This window comes from Nocardia sp. PLKS1-43, assembly GCF_059510335.1.
The window spans coordinates 369,043-386,291 of record NZ_JCAJZQ010000007.1 but is presented as its reverse complement, the minus strand read 5'-3'; the positions used below and the strand labels follow the sequence as shown (position 1 = coordinate 386,291).

Here is a 17,249-nt window from a genome sequence, read left to right as displayed (position 1 = left end):
CCGTTCGCCGGGCTGTCCCGCTCAGCGGGAAGCCTGCCTCGGGTCGCGCGGCAGCGACGCCCGTGAGTGTTAGCGTGTGCCTCACCTCACGCATGGCCGAGCGGGAGGACGAGTTGGACACGATGAACTGCCCTGTGCGGTGAACGGAGCCGGATGATGCGTGCGCTGCAACTGACCGGGCCGGGCACACTGGAACTGCGGGATATCCCGATCCCCGAGATCGGTCCGGGCGAGCTGCTGCTGCGCGTCGGCGCGGCCGGTATCTGCCATTCGGATTCGTATGTGCTGAGCCTGCCGTTCGCGCTGCGCGAGGACCCGCTGACCATGGGACACGAGATCGCGGGCACCATCGAGGCGATCGGTTCCGAGGTCGACGGGCGAGCCGTCGGCGATCGGGGAATCGTCTACCTGTGCTGGTCCTGCGGGGTATGCCGGGAATGCGCGCGGGGCAGGGAGAATGTCTGCCTGGCCGCGGGCCGCACCGCGATGCCGCCTTGCCCGGGGCTGGGGCCGGCCGGGGGAATGGCGGAATATGTTGCGATACCGGCGAATTCGTTCGTTCCGATCGGCGACGGGCTGGATTTCGCCGAGGCCGCACCGCTCGCCGACGCCGCGCTGACCCCGTATCACGCGATCCGCGGCGCGATGGATCAACTGCAGCCCGGTTCCACCGCCGTGGCGATCGGTATCGGCGGGCTCGGGCATGTGGCCGTGCAGATCCTCACGGCGATCACCGCGACCCGTGTCATCGCCGTCGACATCGCCCCGGAGAAACTGGCTCTGGCCGCGGATTGCGGTGCCGAGCTGGGCATTGCGGCCGGCGAGAACGCCGCCCCGCAGATCCTCGAACACACCGCCGGCCGCGGCGCCGAGGCGGTGTTCGACTTCGTCGGCACCGATGCGACCGCGGCGCTGGCCGTGCAGGTGGTGGCCCCGGACGGCGCGTACCGGATGGTGGGTCTGGGCGGCGGGGTACCCGGCATCGACGCAGGCCCCGCCGGAGGGCCGGGTCTGCCCTGGGGTGCCACGGTGCGAAAGTCCTACGCGGGCACCAGGAGTGACCTGTACGCCTCGGTCGCGCTGGCGCAGCAGGGCAAGATCCGGGTCGAGGTGGAGCGCTTCGCGCTGGAGGCGGGCCGCACCGCGTTCGAGCGGCTCGATCGCGGCGACATTCGCGGTCGTGCCGTGCTGATTCCGTGACAGGCCGTGCCGATTCCGTGACAGACAGGGAGCCCATGACCGCATCCGCCGACCCCCGCGCCGCCGCCGCGCAGATCACCGCCACCCTCACCGGGCCGGGCGGCCCCTTCGAGACGACCGTCGAGGAGGTGCTCGGCGCCCCCCTGACGGTGCTGCGCAATCGCCGCGGCTCACTGTCCGAACTGCTCGACGCCTCGGCGGCCTGGGGTGATCGCGACTATCTGGTGACCGCGGACCGGCGACTGTCCTTCGCCGAACATGCCTCTGCCGCAGGCGCTCTGGCCACCGCGCTGGCGCAGCGGTACGGCGTGGGCAAGGGCGATCGGGTCGCGATCCTGGCCGCGAACACCCCGGAGTGGGTCGTGACCTTCTGGGCGGCGCAGTGTCTCGGGGCGATCGCGGTCGGTTACAACGCCTGGTGGGCGCCGCGCGAGATCGCCTACGGACTCGAGCACACCGCGCCCAAGGTCGTCGTGGCGGATGCGAAAAGAGCAGCCCTGCTGGGTGATTCGGGCTTCGGCGGGCCGGTGCTGACGATGGAGCGCGAGGTGCCCGCTCTGATCGAGGCGCACCGGGGAGCCGAGCCCCGAACGCCGGTCGCCGAGGACGATCCGGCGGTGGTGCTGTACACCAGCGGCACCAGCGGACGGCCCAAGGGCGTGCTGCATTCGCATCGAAACCTGTTGGCGGTCACCGACTATCACCGCTTCACCGACGCCATGGTGGCCGCGATGCGCGGACAGGAGTGCATCGAGCCCAGCGATAAGCGCTTCCTGCTCACCTCACCGCTGTTCCATATCGCCAGCCTGCACAATCTGGTCGTTCCGCGACTGGCGACCGGCGCGGCCGTGGTGATGCATCAGGGCTCGTTCGAGGTGGAGCGGGTGCTGCGGTTGATCGAACGCGAACGGGTCAGCAACTGGGGCGCGGTGCCGACCATGGCAGCGCGCATCCTCGAACACGATCTGAGCGGTTTCGATCTGTCCTCGCTCGCGGCCTTCTCGCTCAATGCTGCGCCCTCCTCGCCGGCGTTCCATCAGCGGCTGCGTGACCGCCTCCCGGTCGCGGAGGTCGCCTTGACCACCAGTTACGGCCTCACCGAAAGCGGCACGGCCGCAACGGTTGCCACGCCGGCCGAGCTGGCCGCGTATCCGGAGACGGTGGGGCGGCCGATCCTCGGCGTCGAGCTGGAGATCCGGGATCCCGCGGGCAGGGCCGTTCCCGACGGCGAGGAAGGCGAGATCTGCGTGCGCAGCCCGTACGTGATGCTCGGCTATTGGCACGACGAGACCGCCACCGCCGCGGCGATCGATGCGCAACGATGGTTGCGCACCGGAGATTTCGGCGTACTTGCCGAGGGGCGGCTGCATCTGTCGGGCCGGCGCGGCGATCTCATCCTGCGCGGCGGGGAGAACGTCTACCCGGTCGAGATCGAGAACGCCCTGGACGAGCATCCGGCAGTGGTCGAGTCGGCGGTGCTCGGCGTCCCGCACGAGGATCTCGGACAGGAGGTGGCCGCGGTGGTGGTCGTCGCCGAGACCGATGCGGTGACCCGGGAGCAGTTGCGTGCCTTCGTCGCCGAGCGCCTGGCCTATTTCAAGGTGCCGTCCCGCTGGGTGATCACCACGGAACCGTTGCCGCGCAACGCCACCGGCAAGGTTGTTCGCCGCGAGATCCGGCTCTGACTCAGCCCCGCCGCAGGTGCGCCGCCCAGGCCAGTGCGCCCAGCGCGCCGGTGTTGGCCAGGGCGCGCAGGATGTTCAATCGCACCCACGGCGTCTCGAATTGCGCTCGCAGCGTTGCGAAGTCGCCGGTGTGCACGTCGGCCAGGCGATTGTTCAGCGGGATGTTGCCGCCGGAGGTGATCAGGAAGCTCAGGACGTTCAGCGCCACCGCGCCCAGGATCCACCACAGCACGGTGCGCTGGTCGCCGCGCAGATGCCCGAGCGCGGCCAGGGCGGTGAAGGCCACCGAGCCGAGAAAGCTCAGCATGAACACCGGATTGACGATGACCGTGTTGATCCGGTTCATCACATCCACGAACGTGCGGTCGTCGAGTTGGTGCAGCGCGAGCATCACCGAGCAGGCGTACGCGTAGAACACTCCGGCCAGCAGGCCGGTCGTAATAGTCGCCGCCGCAAGGGAAATCGCGCCGAAGGTCGATGATGTGGCAGGTGCTGTCGTCGTCATGGAACCAGTACAGCGGCCCGGGGCGCGCGTGCCCATGGCCCGGACACGCACAAACATGTGCGAGCGTCTACGCGGGGACGGTCAGTTCTGCCGCGGCAGCAGCTCGGCCGCGAAACGATCGATGAACTCGTCGTAGGGACGATCGCCGGTCGTGCTGATGACGAATTTGCTCAATCCCGCCGCCAGATATCCGTCGATCAGGCGGTGCAGACCGGACCAGCCGTTCGCGATCAGTTCGCCCGGATCGATATCGGGGCGGCGGCTGCGGATCAGCGCGGCTCGTTCCGGGGCGATGCCGTCCTCGGCGAGGAACAGGGTGATGCCGTAGTGGTCGTCCTCGATCTCGCGTCCGGCCTGCGCGGCGGCGGTGCGGATGGTGTCTCGGGCGCGCCCGGCCTCGGCCGGGGTCAGGAAGCTGCCGAGCCAGCCGTCGGCCAGGCGGCCAACCCGGCGCAATCCGGCAGGCGCCGAACCGCCGAGCCAGATGTCCAGCGGCCGGTCCGGGCGCGTCTCGAGCCCCGCGCCGTCGACTGTGAAGTACTCGCCCGCGAAGTCCACCCGCTCCTTGTCCAGCACCTCGCGCAGCAGCCGCAGCGACTCGTCGAATACCGCCGCCCGCTTGCCCTGCGGCACCGGGAACAGCTCGTGTTCCGCGGGTTGCGCCGGGCGCAGGCCGAAGACCGGCAACACCCGTTTGGGTGCGAGCGCCGCCAGCGTGGCGAGCTGTTTGGCCACCAGGACCGGATGCCGCCCGGGCAGGATCGCCACCGAGGTCCCCACCTTCAGCCGAGTCGTCCGGGAGAGCGCGAACGCCATCCCCACCATGGGATCCACGGCTTTCGAGTACACGAGCTCGGGCAGCCACAGCGAATCCACCCCGGCCTGCTCCAACCGGTCCACGAACCCGGCGAACCGCGCCGGATCGCTTCCCACACCCGCGGCCACCCCGAACCGGACCTTCATTCGCGCCTCCTGACGAGTTCACTCGGTGCCAACCCGAAACCGGCCCCTGTCCATTCCCCATGGCAGCGCCCGGATCCGCGGATCGTGCTGCTCGAGGTCACGCCGGCAGGGGGAGGAATTCGACCGGGGTGCCGTTCTCGGCGTGGGCGGGGACTATCACCAGGCCGTCGCGGTCGAGCAGGCCCGCCAGGTGGGCGGTGCGGACGCCCCGATCGCCGATCCAGCCGCCCTCGGGGGCGGCGCGGGCGGGCACGATGCGCGGGACGGGGCCGGAGATGTCGGCGGCGTTGTGCAGCGGTCCGAGGATCGCGCGACGGGCCGGGCGTCCGGTCAGGCCCTCGACGATGGCGGGGGCCAGCGCGAGCAGCGTCGCGACTGCCGCGAACGGATTTCCGGGAAGTCCCAGAACTGCTGTTCCGCTTCGGGTTTCGGCCACGACGGTGGATCCGCCCGGACGTAGTCGCAAGCGGTGCACGGGCAGTTGGGCTCCGGTGCGATCCAGCGAGGCGCGCAACTGATCGGCCGCGCCGCCACCGGTCGCGCCGACGATCACCAGCAGTTCGCAGTCGACGGCCTGGGCCAGCACCTCGTCGAAACCGTTCGCGGTGTCGCGCAGGTGAACTCGGTCCAGAGGTTGAATTCCGCACCAGGCCAACAATTCCGGCAGCACGGGACCGATCGAGTCGCGGGTCTGTCCGGTGTGCAGCGGGCCTTCGCTGCGAATCTCGTCGCCGGTCATGACGATTCGCGCGGTTACGGGTCCGTGCACCAGCCCCTCGGGCACCTCGGCCGCCGCGGCCACCGACAGCAGTGCCGCCGATATCGGTGTGCCCGCGGGAGCCAGGGTGTCGCCGGGGTGCCAGTCCTCGCCGCGGCGGCGGATATCGTCGCGAATCGGCGTGTCCGGCAAGCGATGCAAGCCGTCGGCATCGGATCGGACGAATTCGTCCCGCACCACCGCCTCGGTGCCCTCGGGAATGTGCGCGCCGGTGGCGATGCGGACCGCCTCCCCGGCGCGCAGCCCCGCGGGACGTTCCCCGCCGGCGAATCCGATATCGCGCCGCACCCGCCACGGCCCGGGTCCGCACACCGCGTAGCCGTCCATCGCCGAGACATCGAATCGAGGTAGCGCCTCGGCCGCGGTCAACGGCTCGGCCAGCACCGCGCCCGGGGCCCGGCGCAGCGTTACCTGTCGGGCTGGAAGCCGGGATAGCTTGTGGCGCACGGTATTTCGCGCCTGACCGAGCGAGAGCGGCGCGGCCTGTGCGCGGGCTCGGGCGATATCGTCCAGGGTGTCGCAGTCGGCGATATCGGTCAGCGGCACCAGCAGGGAGCGTTCGGGAATCAACGCCTTCATCGGCTGATTGACCGGTGCGTCGAGCCGCTCGATTCCGGTTCGCAGCGCGATGTGCCGCCACACCCCGACCAGATATTGCGGGCGTCCGGACTCGTCCGCGGCGAATACCGCATCGGCCCCGGATTCGACGGCGCGGGAAATCAGCGTATCGATGGCCGCGGCGGTCAGGAACGGCATATCCGCGGCCAGCACCACCACCAGATCGGCGGGAAAGTCGCAGTCCGCCAACGCTTTCAGCCCCGCCGAGATCGCGGCCACCGGACCCGCCCCGGCCGGTACCTCCTGCACCTGTCGGATGCCCGGCCCCAGATCGGGCCGATGCGGCCCCACCACCACGGTGCGCACACACGCGGCCACCGCACCGATGGCGGCCTCCAGCATCGACTGCCCGCCTACGACGATCGCCGGTTTGTCCACCCCGCCCAACCGACTGGCCCGGCCCCCGGCCAGCACGATCGCGTCCACCGTGGTCACGATCGTTCACCCGCGCGGTAGCTCATGCGCCGATCGTAGTTCGTCCGGCCGAGACGACTACGTCGCAGCGACGCTCACTCGTCGGGAGCAAGGCCGCGTGTGGCCGCTGTGTGCGCGTTCCGAACGGTGTCCGCCCTGATGGCCGGCGCTCGGTCCGGAGGACACAGGGGTGGAATCCTCGAGTTTGCGAGCGTCAAGGTTCGGCGGGCTGTGCGGGGTCCGCGGTGCGTGCGCTGGGCGGGTGGGTGTCCTGGCAACCGACGTTCAATCCCGGTGCGGACGCAGAAGGCGGAACTCGTAGGTTTCCGGATCGGCCAGTGTGATCGGCGGGGCGGGGGAGTCGGCGGGGCGGGACGTGCGCGCTCCGGCGGCGCACAGTCGCTCGATCTCGTGCGCGGGGTCGTCGGCGGGGAAGGGGATCAGGTCCAGGTGCAGACGGCCCGGATCCTTCGGAATATCTTGTGTCCGAAGGAATTCCAGCCATGGGCCCTGCGCGGTCGCCGAGCGGATCCCCGTGTAGCGGTTGCGCTCGTGGGCGATCGGCCAACCGGAGGCGGTCGACCAGAATGCCGCCAACCGCGACGGATCCGTGGTGTCGACGACGATGGCCGCGACCGCGCCGGTGTCGACATATTCCTCGCGCGGTTCCAGCACGCAGAATTCGTTGTCCTCCGGATCGGCCAGGACCACCCACGGCACCGCGCCCTGTCCGATGTCGACCCGCCGCGCGCCCAGGGACAACGCCCGATCCACCTGTACGCCTTGATGATCCAGCGACCGGCTGGCCAGGTCGAGGTGAATGCGGTTCTTCCCGGACTTGTGCGTCCGGGCGGGCAGGAAGCTCAGCGCGATATCGAGAGCGTCCGGATCGGATGCCGCGACGTCGACCTGCTCGGGCCGGTCCAGGGTGACCTCCCACCCGAGCAGCTCGGCCCAGAACCGGGCGATCCGACGCGGTCGCGCCGCGTCGAACACCACGCACGCCAAACGGGTGGACATGACTCCACGGTAACCGCCGCGCCACGCCGCACGGGTGGATTCGTCCGGTCCGCGCGGTGTCCGGGCGCGTCGTTCAGTCCTGAAATCGATGTCGCGCGGACGTCAGATCCACCCGATCCCCGCGGATCGGGCAGCCTTCCAGGGCCAGCCGGGCCAGTTGCCGATGCGCCAGATGCGGTGCGGGTGAACCGTCGGCCCGCAGCACCCGGTGCCAGGGCAGGTCGGCGGCGTCGGTGCGCATGATCCATCCGACCGTGCGCGGCGTGGACAGTCCGGCCGCGGCCGCGATATCGCCGTAGGTACTCACCCGGCCCGGCGGAATCGCCGCGACCAGCTCGCGTACCCGCTCGATCTGCGCGTCGGTGGTCGGCATGTCAGCACACCGGCCCGGGTGTCGCGAGCACCGACTCGACCGGGACGGGCATCCGCCGATCGAGGCCGGTGCGATGAGTCTGCGGCAGGATCACGGCCCCATTGTGCCCGGTGGCACCGACGAGCCGGATACCTCGGCGGCACCCTCGCGAAGATCGCCTCGGCGACGTCGCGACGGTGGGACGCGCCGCCCACGCGCACGGTTCACTTCGCCGTGACCGAGCCGCGCGCCGGATGGTTGCTCCCCGCAGCGGGCGTGAATCACGGTTCGACGGCATGGCCGAACATGGGATGCGATCGGTCACCGGTACGTCGAATACCGGAATGCCGGCCGCGCGTGGGACACGTGAACGGGATATGCGCTGGTCTTTCGGGTCTCGGGCGGCGTGCGCGGCGGTCGCGCGAATTCGGGCCGGGCACGGGTTCGCGCGAACTCGCAGGACCGATCACAGGACGGATACACCTGCTTGCGACCTGGCGATTTGCTGTGGCGAAATAATTTCTGTCGGCCTCGTCTGTTGAAATAGCGGTCGTGATGCGATCGGATAGCCCGGTGCGATTGGTGCGCCGCGGCGAGACGGCTCCCCGTCCGCGGGAATGGGGCGCCGACGTCCGGATGCTGTTCGCCCGGGGTGCGGGGGCCGATCCGGGCTGGCGGCCCTGGCAGGTCCTGGGCGGGCCGGGCACGGGTAAGACCTCGCTGCTGATCGATCTCGCCGCCGATCGGATCGCCGCGGGTGCGGACCCGGAATCGATCCTGCTGCTGACCCATTCGAAACAGGCCGCGCTGCGCGTGCGCAACGCCATCACCCGGCAGGTCTCGGCCGCCGCCGACGAGGTCGTCGGCGGCGTGCCGGGTGCGACCCGCGAGCCGTTGGTGCGCACGGTGCACTCCTACGCCTTCGCGGTCGTGCGCATGCAGGCCGAGGCGAACGGCAATCCGCCGCCCCGCCTGCTGACCGGCGTCGAACAGGACGTCGTACTGCGCGAGATGTTGCGCGGTGAACTGGCGGACATCCAGGCCGGGCCCGGCGGCCCGTACGGCGGTGCGATGGATCTGTGGCCGCAGCGGCTGCATCCGGCGCTGGGCACCCTCGGTTTCGCCGAGCAGCTCCGCGATTTGATGTTGCGCGCCACCGAACGCGGCCTGGGCCCCGAGGATCTGATCGATCTGGGCCGCCTGCACGATCGCCCCGAATGGGAGGCCGCCGGACGTTTCGCCGAACGATATGAGCAGGCCATGCTACTGCGCTGGTCGGTCGGCGTCGAGGCCCCCGAGGCGAGCGCGCCCGCCCTGGACGCCGCGGAACTGGTCGGCGCGGCCCTGGATGCGCTCGCGATGGAACCCCGGCTGCTCGACGCCGAGCGAGCCCGCATCCGCTGCCTGCTCGTGGACGATGCTCAGCACCTGGATCCGCTTGCGGCGCAATTGATTCGTGTCGTCGGGGGTGGTGGTGCGACGACCGTCGTGGCCGGAGATCCGGATCAGGCCGTCTATACGTTCCGCGGTGCGGACCCGCAGTTCCTCACCGATCTCCAGGCCCGGCCGGAGCGTCGAATCCTGTTGCGGGACAACCACAGGGCCGCCCCGGTCATCGACGCCGCGGTCGCTCGGATCCGCAGCCGCATACCGGGCGCGGCCGCCCGGCGTCCCGATGCGCCCGTCCGAGTGCCGGACGCCGAGAAGCCTTTTGGTACCGCGGAATTCGGGCAGCGGGCCGGGGAGGCGGCTGGTTGCGAGGGCTCGGAGGATGGGCAGGCCGGTGCCCCGGATACCGGGTTCGGCACCGCGCAGCCGGGCCCCGTGGCCGCCGGCCACGACGACGCGAATTTCGCTGTCCGGGTTCTGACGACTCCGGCGAAGGAGGCGGCGCTGATCGCCGACCACCTGCGGCGCGCACATCTGACCGATGGGGTGCCCTGGTCGCGGATGGCGGTCGTGGTGCGGTCGGTGCCGTTGTCGCTGGCTCCGCTGCGGCGTGCGCTACTTGCCGCGGGAGTCCCCGTGCAGCAACCGAAACCGGATGTGCCACTGGCTCGCCGACGTGGGGCCGGATGGATGCTGCTGGCCTTGCGTGCCCTGCTCGCCGAGACCCGGGACCGTTCCGATCTGTTCACCGAGGACGACGCGCTCGATCTGCTCACCGGGCCCCTGGGCGGAGCCGACCAGATCAGCCTGCGCCGCTTGCGCCGCGGCGTGCGCCGCACCATCCTCGAGCGCGCCCGTCGCGACGACCCGTCCGATCCCTGGGCCGCCGATCGGCGGCTGGAGCCCGCGGATTCGCAAGCCCCGGGCGAACCGGATTCCGCTGCCGTCGCGGGAGACGGCGATCCGGCCGGGCAATTGGATTCCGACCGTTTCGCGGAGCTGGATCGGTCCTCGGCGCAGGTGCTGCGGGATCTGATCGTCGGGACCGGAGACGCTTCGATCCTGGAGCGACTGACCGAGGTGGAATCCGCGCCACTGCGGCGAGTGCTGGCCGCGGTGCGCCGGGCGGACAAGGCATTGCGGCGCGGCGCGGGGCTCGAGGACGTGCTGTGGGCGCTGTGGACGGCCTCGCGTCTGGAGCGCCGCTGGGTCGGGCAGTCCGAGCGCGGCGGCGCGGGAGCGCTGCAGGCCGATCGTGATCTGGACGCCGCGGTGGGATTGTTCGACGCCGCCGCGGCCTATGTGGATCGGCTGCCCCGCGCGACCGTCGAGGGGTTCGTCGAATACCTCGAGCAGCAGGAGATTCCGCAGGATTCGGCGCCGCTCACCGATCCCGGCGGCGCGGTCGCGATCATCAGCGCGCACGCCGCCGCGGGCCGGGAATGGGATGTGGTCGCCGTCGCCGGTGTGCAGGAGGGGATCTGGCCGAATCTGCGTCCGCGCGGAACCCTGCTCGGCGTCGAGGATCTGGTGGATCTGCTTGCCGGAGTGGGTTTTCCGGGAGAGCAGCTCAGCAGGTCCGCGCCGATCCTGGCCGAGGAGCGGCGGCTGTTGCTGCTCGCGTGCAGCCGGGCGCGTCGCTCGCTGCTGGTGACGGCCGTCGAATCCGTCACTGGCGACCGCGATCTGGTGCCGTCGCGTTTCCTGGCCGAACTCGACGCGGACGCCGCATCCGGTGAGCCGGGCCGCATCCCGCCGCCGGTGGATCCCGGGCGGGCCCTGGTCATGCAGGCGCTGATCGCCGAATTGCGCACGGTGGCCTGCGATCCCGAGGACACCTCGCAGCGTCGCGACCGTGCCGCGCGTCAGCTCGCCCGGCTGGCCCGCGCCCGGGTTCGCGGCGCACACCCCGACGACTGGTACGGCACCGCCGAACTCAGTTCCCAACTGCCGCTGTGGGGTCAGGACGAGGGCCCGGTCGCGTTGTCCCCGTCCACCGTGGAACTGCTGAAGACCTGCCCGCTGCGCTGGGCACTGGAACGGCACGGCGGCAACGACGGGGAGAATCCCTATGCGGTGAAGGGGAATCTGGTGCACACCCTGGTGCAGGCGCTGGCCGGACAGGTCACCGAGACCGAGGTCAAGGCGGCGCTGGTGCGGGCCTGGAAGGCGGTGGATCCGAGTTCCGGCGAGGACGGCCCGCACAGCTGGCATTCCCGCCTGGATCTGCGCCGCACCGAGAGCATGCTGGACACCTTCCTGGAGTGGCTGCGCAACACCCGCGCCGAGCTCACGCAGCTGGGGGTGGAGGTGCCCGTGGACTGCGTGCTGCCCGCCCGCACCGCCGACGAATATCCGGTGCGCATCCGCGGCCGGGTGGACCGGGTGGAGCGGGACGCGTTGGGGCGCTTCGTGATCGTCGACGTGAAGACCGGTAAGACGCCCATCTCCAAACAGGCCGCACAGGACCACGCCCAGCTGGCGACCTACCAGGTGGCGGCCGCCGCGGGCGCGCTGGACGACTCCGGCGCCGATCCGCAGCCCGGCGGCGCGCGCCTGGTGTACGTCGCCAAACCCAGCGCCAAGGAGGGCGCCGCGCAGCGGCTGCAGACCGCGCTGGACGACGAGTCGATCCAGCAGTGGCGCAACACCATTCACGATGCCGCGGCGGCCACGCGCGGTCCCGGCTATCTGGCCGTCCGCAACGACGGCTGCCGGCACTGCACGGTCGCGGGCAGCTGCCCGGTTCAGGATGCGGGGCGCCAGGTGACCGAGGAGTGAGCGGTCCCGGCGAGCGCACCGGTCGTCGCGGCGTCACGCCGTGGCAGCTGGCCGACGCGCTCGGGCTGCCGCCGCCGACCGACGAGCAGGCCGCGGTGATCTCCGCGCCGCCCGGCCCGACGCTGGTGGTCGCGGGCGCGGGCGCCGGTAAGACCGAGACGATGGCCGCGCGCGTGGTGTGGATGGTCGCCAACGGTCTGGTGGTCCCCGACGCCGTTCTCGGCCTGACCTTCACCCGTAAGGCCGCGCAGCAGTTGACCACGCGCATCCGCACCCGGCTCGCGCGGCTGGCCGGATCGCCGCTGCTGCGCGAGATCGATCCGACCGGACGGTTGCGCGGCCTGCTGACCGGGTCGGAACCGGAGATCAGCACCTATCACTCGTATGCGGGACGCCTGCTGGGCGAGTACGGACTGCTGCTGCCGGTCGAGCCGTCCGCGACATTGCTGACCGAGACTCAGCTCTGGCAGCTGGCCCACCGGGTGGTCACCACCTGGGACGGGGATCTGGAAACGCAGCGCACCCCCGTCTCGGTCACCGAGGCCGTGCTCGCGCTCGCCGGGCAACTGGCCGAACATCTGGTGGAGCCCGAGCAACTCGTGCAGGCGCACACCGAACTGGAGAAGCTGGTCTACACCCTGCCGAAGGGGCCGCGACAGCGCGGCGGGCCGAGCCAGGACCTGCAGAACATCATCGCCGTGCAGACCGAACGCGTGGCCCTGCTGCCGCTGGTGCGACGCCTGGCCGAGGAGTTGCGGCGCAGGGGCGCATTGGATTTCGGTTCCCAGATGTCGCTGGCCGCCCGCCTGGCCGCCGAACATCCGGAGGTCGGCGCGGCCGAACGCGGCCGGCTCGGTGTCGTGCTGCTCGACGAGTACCAGGACACCGGTCACGCGCAGCGCATTCTGCTCGCCGCGCTGTTCGGAGATCCCGACGCGGCCGGTGCGCCCACCGCGTCGGATACGAACACCGTTGGCGCTGAGCATGATTCGGATCAATCGGAGACGAAGCGGCGGCTGGCCGTGACCGCGGTGGGCGATCCGATGCAGTCCATCTACGGCTGGCGTGGCGCGTCGGCGGCGAATCTGCCTCGGTTCGCGACCGATTTCCCCAGTGCGCCAGGCGTTCCCGCGCCGATCCTGCCGCTGCTGACCAGCTGGCGCAATCCGCCCGAGGCGTTGGACCTGGCGAATCTGGTCGCCGAACCGCTCCGGCACACCGAGGGCGGGGTGAACGTCGACGCGTTGCGACCCAGACCCGGCGCGGCCCCTGGTGCGGTGGCCCTCGCGCTCACCGAAACCATTGCCGGCGAACGGGAATGGATCGCCGAGCGGATCGCCGCGGAATGGCAGGCCCACGCCGACGCCGGTGCCGCACCGCCGACCTCGGCGGTGCTGGTGCGCCGCAACGCCGACGCGCCCGGGCTGGCGGAAGCGTTGCGCGAGCGCGGATTGCCGGTGGAGATCGTGGGCCTGGGCGGATTGCTGGCCACGCCCGAGGTCGCCGATGTGGTCGCGACACTCCGGCTGATCGCCGATCCCGCGGCCGGAAGTGCGGCCATGCGCATTCTGACCGGGGCCCGCTGGCGGATCGGAGTCACCGATCTGGCCGCACTGGCACGTCGCGCCCGCGAGCTGTCCATCACCCGCCCGCCGGAACAGGCCGCCGCGATCACCGATTCCGCGGCCCTGGCCGAGGCATTGCACACCGTCGCACCCGAACCCGCCGAACGTGCCGGGCTGGCCGACGCGATCGCCGATCCCGGTGCGCCGGAACATTATTCGGAGTCCGGATACCGGCGGATCGAGGCATTGGGGCAGGAGCTGGCCGCCCTGCGCGAGCGCGCTGGTCAATCGCTGCCCGAACTGGTCGCCGATGTGGAGCGCACGATCGGGGTCGGCGTGGAGACCCAGGCGCGTCGCGCGGCGGCGGGCGGCGGTGCGGGGCGCGAACATCTGGATGCCTTCGCCGAGGTCGTCGCGGGCTATGCCGGCGATCACCGAGCGAACCTCACCGGCCTGCTGACCTTTCTCGCCGCGGCCGAGGAGGTCGAGAACGGTTTGGAGCCCGGCGAAGTCGAGGTCGCCCGCGACCGGGTGCAGGTGCTGACCGTGCACGCCGCCAAGGGGCTGGAGTGGGAGGTGGTGGCCGTTCCGCACGTCGTGCGCTCGGTCTTCCCCTCGGGCGCCGCGGCCGGAACCTGGCTCGGCGCGCTCGCCGAACTGCCCACCTCGCTGCGCGGTGACCGGCAGCGCGAGGACGCCCGCGACGGCGTGCCGGTCCTGGATCTGTCCGGCCTGTACGACCGGGCGGAACTGGAACGCGCCATCAAGGAGCACAAGGACGCGCTGGCTCGTCGCCGGACCGACGAGGAACGCCGGCTGTTCTACGTCGCGCTCACCAGAACCGAACGCGCCCTGTTCGTTTCGGCGCACCACTGGGCCGAGACCGGTTCCACGCCGAAGGGGCCCTCGGACTTCATGCTCGAGCTGAAGCACGCCACCGAGGTTCCCGGCAGCGATCTGGCCACCGCGGTCCGCGTCGACCGCTGGGACCAGGCCCCGCCGCCCGACGCGGCCAACCCGTTCACCGACGACCCACCCAGCGCGACCTGGCCCCGCGACCCCCTCGGCAAACGCCGCCCCGCCCTGGAATCCGGCGCGGCGCTGGTGCGCGCCGCGCTCGCCGACCTGCCACCCGAAGGGGAGTTCACCGCAGCGACGATCGTGGATCACCGCACCGCCGCGGGCCCGCGTGACCTCTCGACCGGCAAGGGCGGCGTTGCCGGATCGCCCGGCGGACGATCGGATTCCGGAGATGTGACGGCTGGTACCCGGATCTCGGCAAGCGCCGACGAGGATGTGCGCGGATCCGGCGCCGGACCTGCAGCGGTCGCGGCCGGTGCCGACGCCGTCCCCGAATCCGGCGGTGCTGCACGGCAATTGGCGCTCTTCGCTGACCCGGATGTCCTTCCGGAGGAACCGGAATCGCCCGAATTCCACACCGGCGATGCGGATTTCGCCGACGCGGACGACCCCGACGAGGACCCCGAAGGCTGGTCCGCCGACGTGGACGCTTTGCTCGCCGAGTATTTCGCCGCCGCCGACCCGATCAGCGAGGTGGAACTGCCCGCACAGCTGCCCGCCACATCGCTGGTCGAGCTGCGTGCCGATCCGGCGAAACTGGCCGCGCGGCTGCGGCGTCCGCTGCCGTATCCGCCCAGCCCGTTCGCGCGCCGGGGCACCGCCTTCCACGCCTGGTTGCAACGATGGTTCGGGGCCGGTCAACTGCTGGACCTGGACGTGCTGTCCGGCGCGGAGGATCCGGACGAGGCCGACGCCGAACTCACCCGGCTACAGGAGGCGTTCCTGTCATCGTCGTGGGCCAACCGCAATCCGGTCGAGGTCGAGGTGGCCTTCGAGACATCGGTTGCGGGAACGCTCATCCGGGGCCGGATGGACGCGGTCTTCTCCGAACCCGGCGGTCGCTGGCTGGTGGTGGACTGGAAGACCGGCGCGGAACCGACTCGCGCGCAGGAGCAGTCGGTGGCGATGCAGCTGGCGGTCTACCGGCTGGCCTGGGCCCGCCTGATGGCGGCCCGCACCGGTGCCACCGAAGCCGAGATGCTCGAAAGAATCAGCGCCGCATTCCATTACGTCCGCACGGGCCGAACCATCGCCCCGCCGGACCTCCCCGGCCCCGACGAACTCGCCGCCCTGATCACCGCCACGCCGCTGGCCGGAACGTTCGACGAGGACGGTACCGTGGATTGACCCGCCCGGGTGCCGTACCCGGCGCGCATTGACCTTGCGCGGCAAGCTGTTCCGCGCTGCATCGACGGATTCGAGTCCGGACGGGTCCGCGGCCGCGTCGCGCCGAAAGTTGCCCGGCGAGGCCGGCCGTCCGGAGCGAGCCGACCGCGTCGCCGCGCATGCTCGGCGGCGTGCCCGCTCAGGCGGTGCGGCTGATCTTCAGGGCCGTGGTCACCATCGGAACCTGCATCGGCAGGCGGAGCACCGAGACGATCTTGAGCAGCAGCGGCGCCTTCGGGTTGCCCAGTGAGTCGGCGGTGAACTTGACGTTGGCCGGGAACACCGCGACGAACAACGCGGCCGCGAGCAGCCCGCCCAGGCGGCGGGTGCGCGGCAGGGCCAGGGCCAGACCGACCAGCAGCTCGGCGACACCCGACAGATAGGTGTACGTGCGGGCCTTACCGGGCAGTGCGCCGGGCACGATCGAGTCGAACGGGCCGGGTACGACGAAATGCAGTGTGCCCACACCGAACAGCAGCGCCGTCAGCAGATACAGGCGGCCGGGCCGCGCTGGGGATTGCTCGTTCATGTGAACCACTGTTCCATCTGTGCGCCGGTCCCGTCGAGCGGGTCTCCGGGCGGTACGCTGCGGTGCGTGTGGCGCGCGCGAGGGGACGGTGAATCAGATGTTCGGTGAGCAGTCCACGCCTGGGTTGCCGCGGCTGAACGACCGGCCCGATTACAAGCTCGTAGGTATTCTGCGTATCCCGGAACTGCAGTCCAGCCCCTCGTCCGCGCTGGTGCGACGGGTGTTGCTGGCGTTGAGTCTGCTGGTGATCGCGACCGCGGTGGTCTATCTCGGCCGTGACGGTTATCACGACAGTCGCGGCACCCGGCTGTCCCTGCTGGACGCGGCGTACTACTCGACGGTGTCGCTGTCGACCACGGGCTACGGCGACATCACGCCCTATACCGCGAACGCGCGGCTGATCAATACGATCGTCATCACGCCGCTGCGCATCCTCTTTCTGATCGTGCTGGTCGGCACCACCCTGCAGGTTCTGACCGAACGATCCCGGCAGGCGTTCAAGATTCAGCGATGGAGGCACAGGGTGCGCAATCACACCGTGGTCGTCGGATATGGGACCAAGGGCCGCACCGCGGTGGACGCGATCCTCGGGGACGGGGTTCCCGCCGGGCAGATCGTGGTCGTCGACGTCGACCCGGCGGCGCTCGAAGCCGCCTCGAACGCGGGGCTGGTAACGGTCGCCGGGTCGGCCACGCGCTCGGATGTGTTGCGGCTGGCCGGAGTTCAGCACGCGTCCGCGGTGGTGGTCGCCGCCAATCGTGACGATACCTCGGTCCTGGTCACGCTCACCGCCCGCGAACTCAACAAGACGGGCAAGATCATCGCCTCGATCCGCGAGTCGGAGAACGCGCACCTGCTGCGGCAGTCCGGCGCGGATTCGGTCGTGGTGTCCTCGGAGACGGCGGGGCGTCTGCTCGGCGTCGCCACGATCACCCCGAGCGTGGTCGACATGATCGAGGATCTGCTGACCCCGGAGGTGGGTTTCACGGTCGCCGAACGCGAGGTCGAGGCGGAAGAGGTCGGCGGTTCACCACGTCATCTGCGGGACACCGTGCTCGGTGTGGTGCGCGAGGATCGGCTCATCCGCGCCGACGAGCCGGAGGTGGACGCGCTCGAGGCCGGCGACAAACTGCTGTACATCCACCGCGCGCACAAGTAGCGGTCGCCGAGCTGTTCGCTGCCGCCTCCGGGCTCGTCATTTCC

The 17,249-nt window shown here is 70.7% G+C and carries 11 protein-coding genes; 5 read left to right on the top strand and 6 right to left on the bottom strand.

What is annotated here, in order from left to right:
- Window positions 1-156 precede the first annotated feature (156 nt).
- Window positions 157-1,200: an NAD(P)-dependent alcohol dehydrogenase gene (locus tag AC5WS7_RS25845; protein ID WP_495957153.1), complete on the top strand. Its 1,044-nt coding sequence runs from the start codon at window positions 157-159 to the stop codon at window positions 1,198-1,200.
- Between the two features lie 35 nt (window positions 1,201-1,235).
- Window positions 1,236-2,885, top strand: coding sequence for a steroid-24-oyl-CoA synthetase (gene casG / locus AC5WS7_RS25840; protein ID WP_495957152.1), 1,650 nt, complete (start codon window positions 1,236-1,238; stop codon window positions 2,883-2,885).
- 1 nt (window position 2,886) lies between these two features.
- Here casG and AC5WS7_RS25835 read toward each other — a convergent pair whose 3' ends face one another.
- From AC5WS7_RS25835 to AC5WS7_RS25815, 5 genes are all read right to left on the bottom strand, one after another.
- Window positions 2,887-3,390: an anthrone oxygenase family protein gene (locus AC5WS7_RS25835; protein ID WP_495957151.1), complete on the bottom strand. Its 504-nt coding sequence runs from the start codon at window positions 3,388-3,390 to the stop codon at window positions 2,887-2,889.
- A gap of 81 nt (window positions 3,391-3,471) precedes the next feature.
- Entirely contained in the window at window positions 3,472-4,353 is an 882-nt protein-coding gene (locus tag AC5WS7_RS25830) for a TIGR03854 family LLM class F420-dependent oxidoreductase (protein WP_495957150.1), read from the bottom strand.
- A gap of 97 nt (window positions 4,354-4,450) precedes the next feature.
- Window positions 4,451-6,184, bottom strand: coding sequence for an NTP transferase domain-containing protein (locus AC5WS7_RS25825; RefSeq protein ID WP_495957149.1), 1,734 nt, complete (start codon window positions 6,182-6,184; stop codon window positions 4,451-4,453).
- A 264-nt stretch (window positions 6,185-6,448) separates the two neighbouring features.
- Window positions 6,449-7,183, bottom strand: a complete 735-nt coding sequence (locus AC5WS7_RS25820) for a VOC family protein (protein ID WP_495957148.1) — start codon at window positions 7,181-7,183, stop codon at window positions 6,449-6,451.
- A gap of 73 nt (window positions 7,184-7,256) precedes the next feature.
- Entirely contained in the window at window positions 7,257-7,556 is a 300-nt protein-coding gene (locus AC5WS7_RS25815) for an MGMT family protein (protein ID WP_495957147.1), read from the bottom strand.
- 534 nt (window positions 7,557-8,090) lie between these two features.
- Here AC5WS7_RS25815 and AC5WS7_RS25810 point away from each other — a divergent pair.
- Both AC5WS7_RS25810 and AC5WS7_RS25805 read left to right on the top strand, forming a co-directional pair.
- A complete protein-coding gene (locus AC5WS7_RS25810) occupies window positions 8,091-11,705 on the top strand; it encodes an ATP-dependent helicase (RefSeq protein WP_495957193.1) in 3,615 nt (1,204 codons plus the stop codon).
- The gene (locus tag AC5WS7_RS25805; protein WP_495957146.1) at window positions 11,702-15,478 is read left to right on the top strand and encodes an ATP-dependent helicase; all 3,777 of its coding nucleotides are present in this window, start codon (window positions 11,702-11,704) and stop codon (window positions 15,476-15,478) included. Before AC5WS7_RS25810 ends, AC5WS7_RS25805 begins: the two co-directional genes overlap by 4 nt.
- Window positions 15,479-15,656: 178 nt before the next feature.
- On the opposite strand, the gene AC5WS7_RS25800 is transcribed toward AC5WS7_RS25805, so the two are convergent.
- A complete protein-coding gene (locus tag AC5WS7_RS25800; protein ID WP_495957145.1) occupies window positions 15,657-16,046 on the bottom strand; it encodes a DoxX family protein in 390 nt (129 codons plus the stop codon).
- A gap of 97 nt (window positions 16,047-16,143) precedes the next feature.
- Here AC5WS7_RS25800 and AC5WS7_RS25795 point away from each other — a divergent pair, with 97 nt between their 5' ends.
- Window positions 16,144-17,205, top strand: coding sequence for a potassium channel family protein (locus AC5WS7_RS25795; protein WP_495957144.1), 1,062 nt, complete (start codon window positions 16,144-16,146; stop codon window positions 17,203-17,205).
- The last annotated feature ends 44 nt before the right edge of the window (window positions 17,206-17,249 follow it).

Excerpts from the sequence above, each read along its gene's own strand:
- AC5WS7_RS25820 (WP_495957148.1), bottom strand. The coding sequence starts at position 7,183 with ATGTCCACCCGTTTGGCGTGCGTGGTGTTCGACGCGGCGCGACCGCGT.
- AC5WS7_RS25815 (WP_495957147.1), bottom strand. The coding sequence starts at position 7,556 with ATGCCGACCACCGACGCGCAGATCGAGCGGGTACGCGAGCTGGTCGCG.
- AC5WS7_RS25830 (WP_495957150.1), bottom strand. The coding sequence starts at position 4,353 with ATGAAGGTCCGGTTCGGGGTGGCCGCGGGTGTGGGAAGCGATCCGGCG.
- AC5WS7_RS25810 (WP_495957193.1), top strand. The coding sequence starts at position 8,091 with ATGCGATCGGATAGCCCGGTGCGATTGGTGCGCCGCGGCGAGACGGCT.
- AC5WS7_RS25800 (WP_495957145.1), bottom strand. The coding sequence starts at position 16,046 with ATGAACGAGCAATCCCCAGCGCGGCCCGGCCGCCTGTATCTGCTGACG.
- casG (WP_495957152.1), top strand. The coding sequence starts at position 1,236 with ATGACCGCATCCGCCGACCCCCGCGCCGCCGCCGCGCAGATCACCGCC.
- AC5WS7_RS25835 (WP_495957151.1), bottom strand. The coding sequence starts at position 3,390 with ATGACGACGACAGCACCTGCCACATCATCGACCTTCGGCGCGATTTCC.
- AC5WS7_RS25795 (WP_495957144.1), top strand. The coding sequence starts at position 16,144 with ATGTTCGGTGAGCAGTCCACGCCTGGGTTGCCGCGGCTGAACGACCGG.
- AC5WS7_RS25845 (WP_495957153.1), top strand. The coding sequence starts at position 157 with ATGCGTGCGCTGCAACTGACCGGGCCGGGCACACTGGAACTGCGGGAT.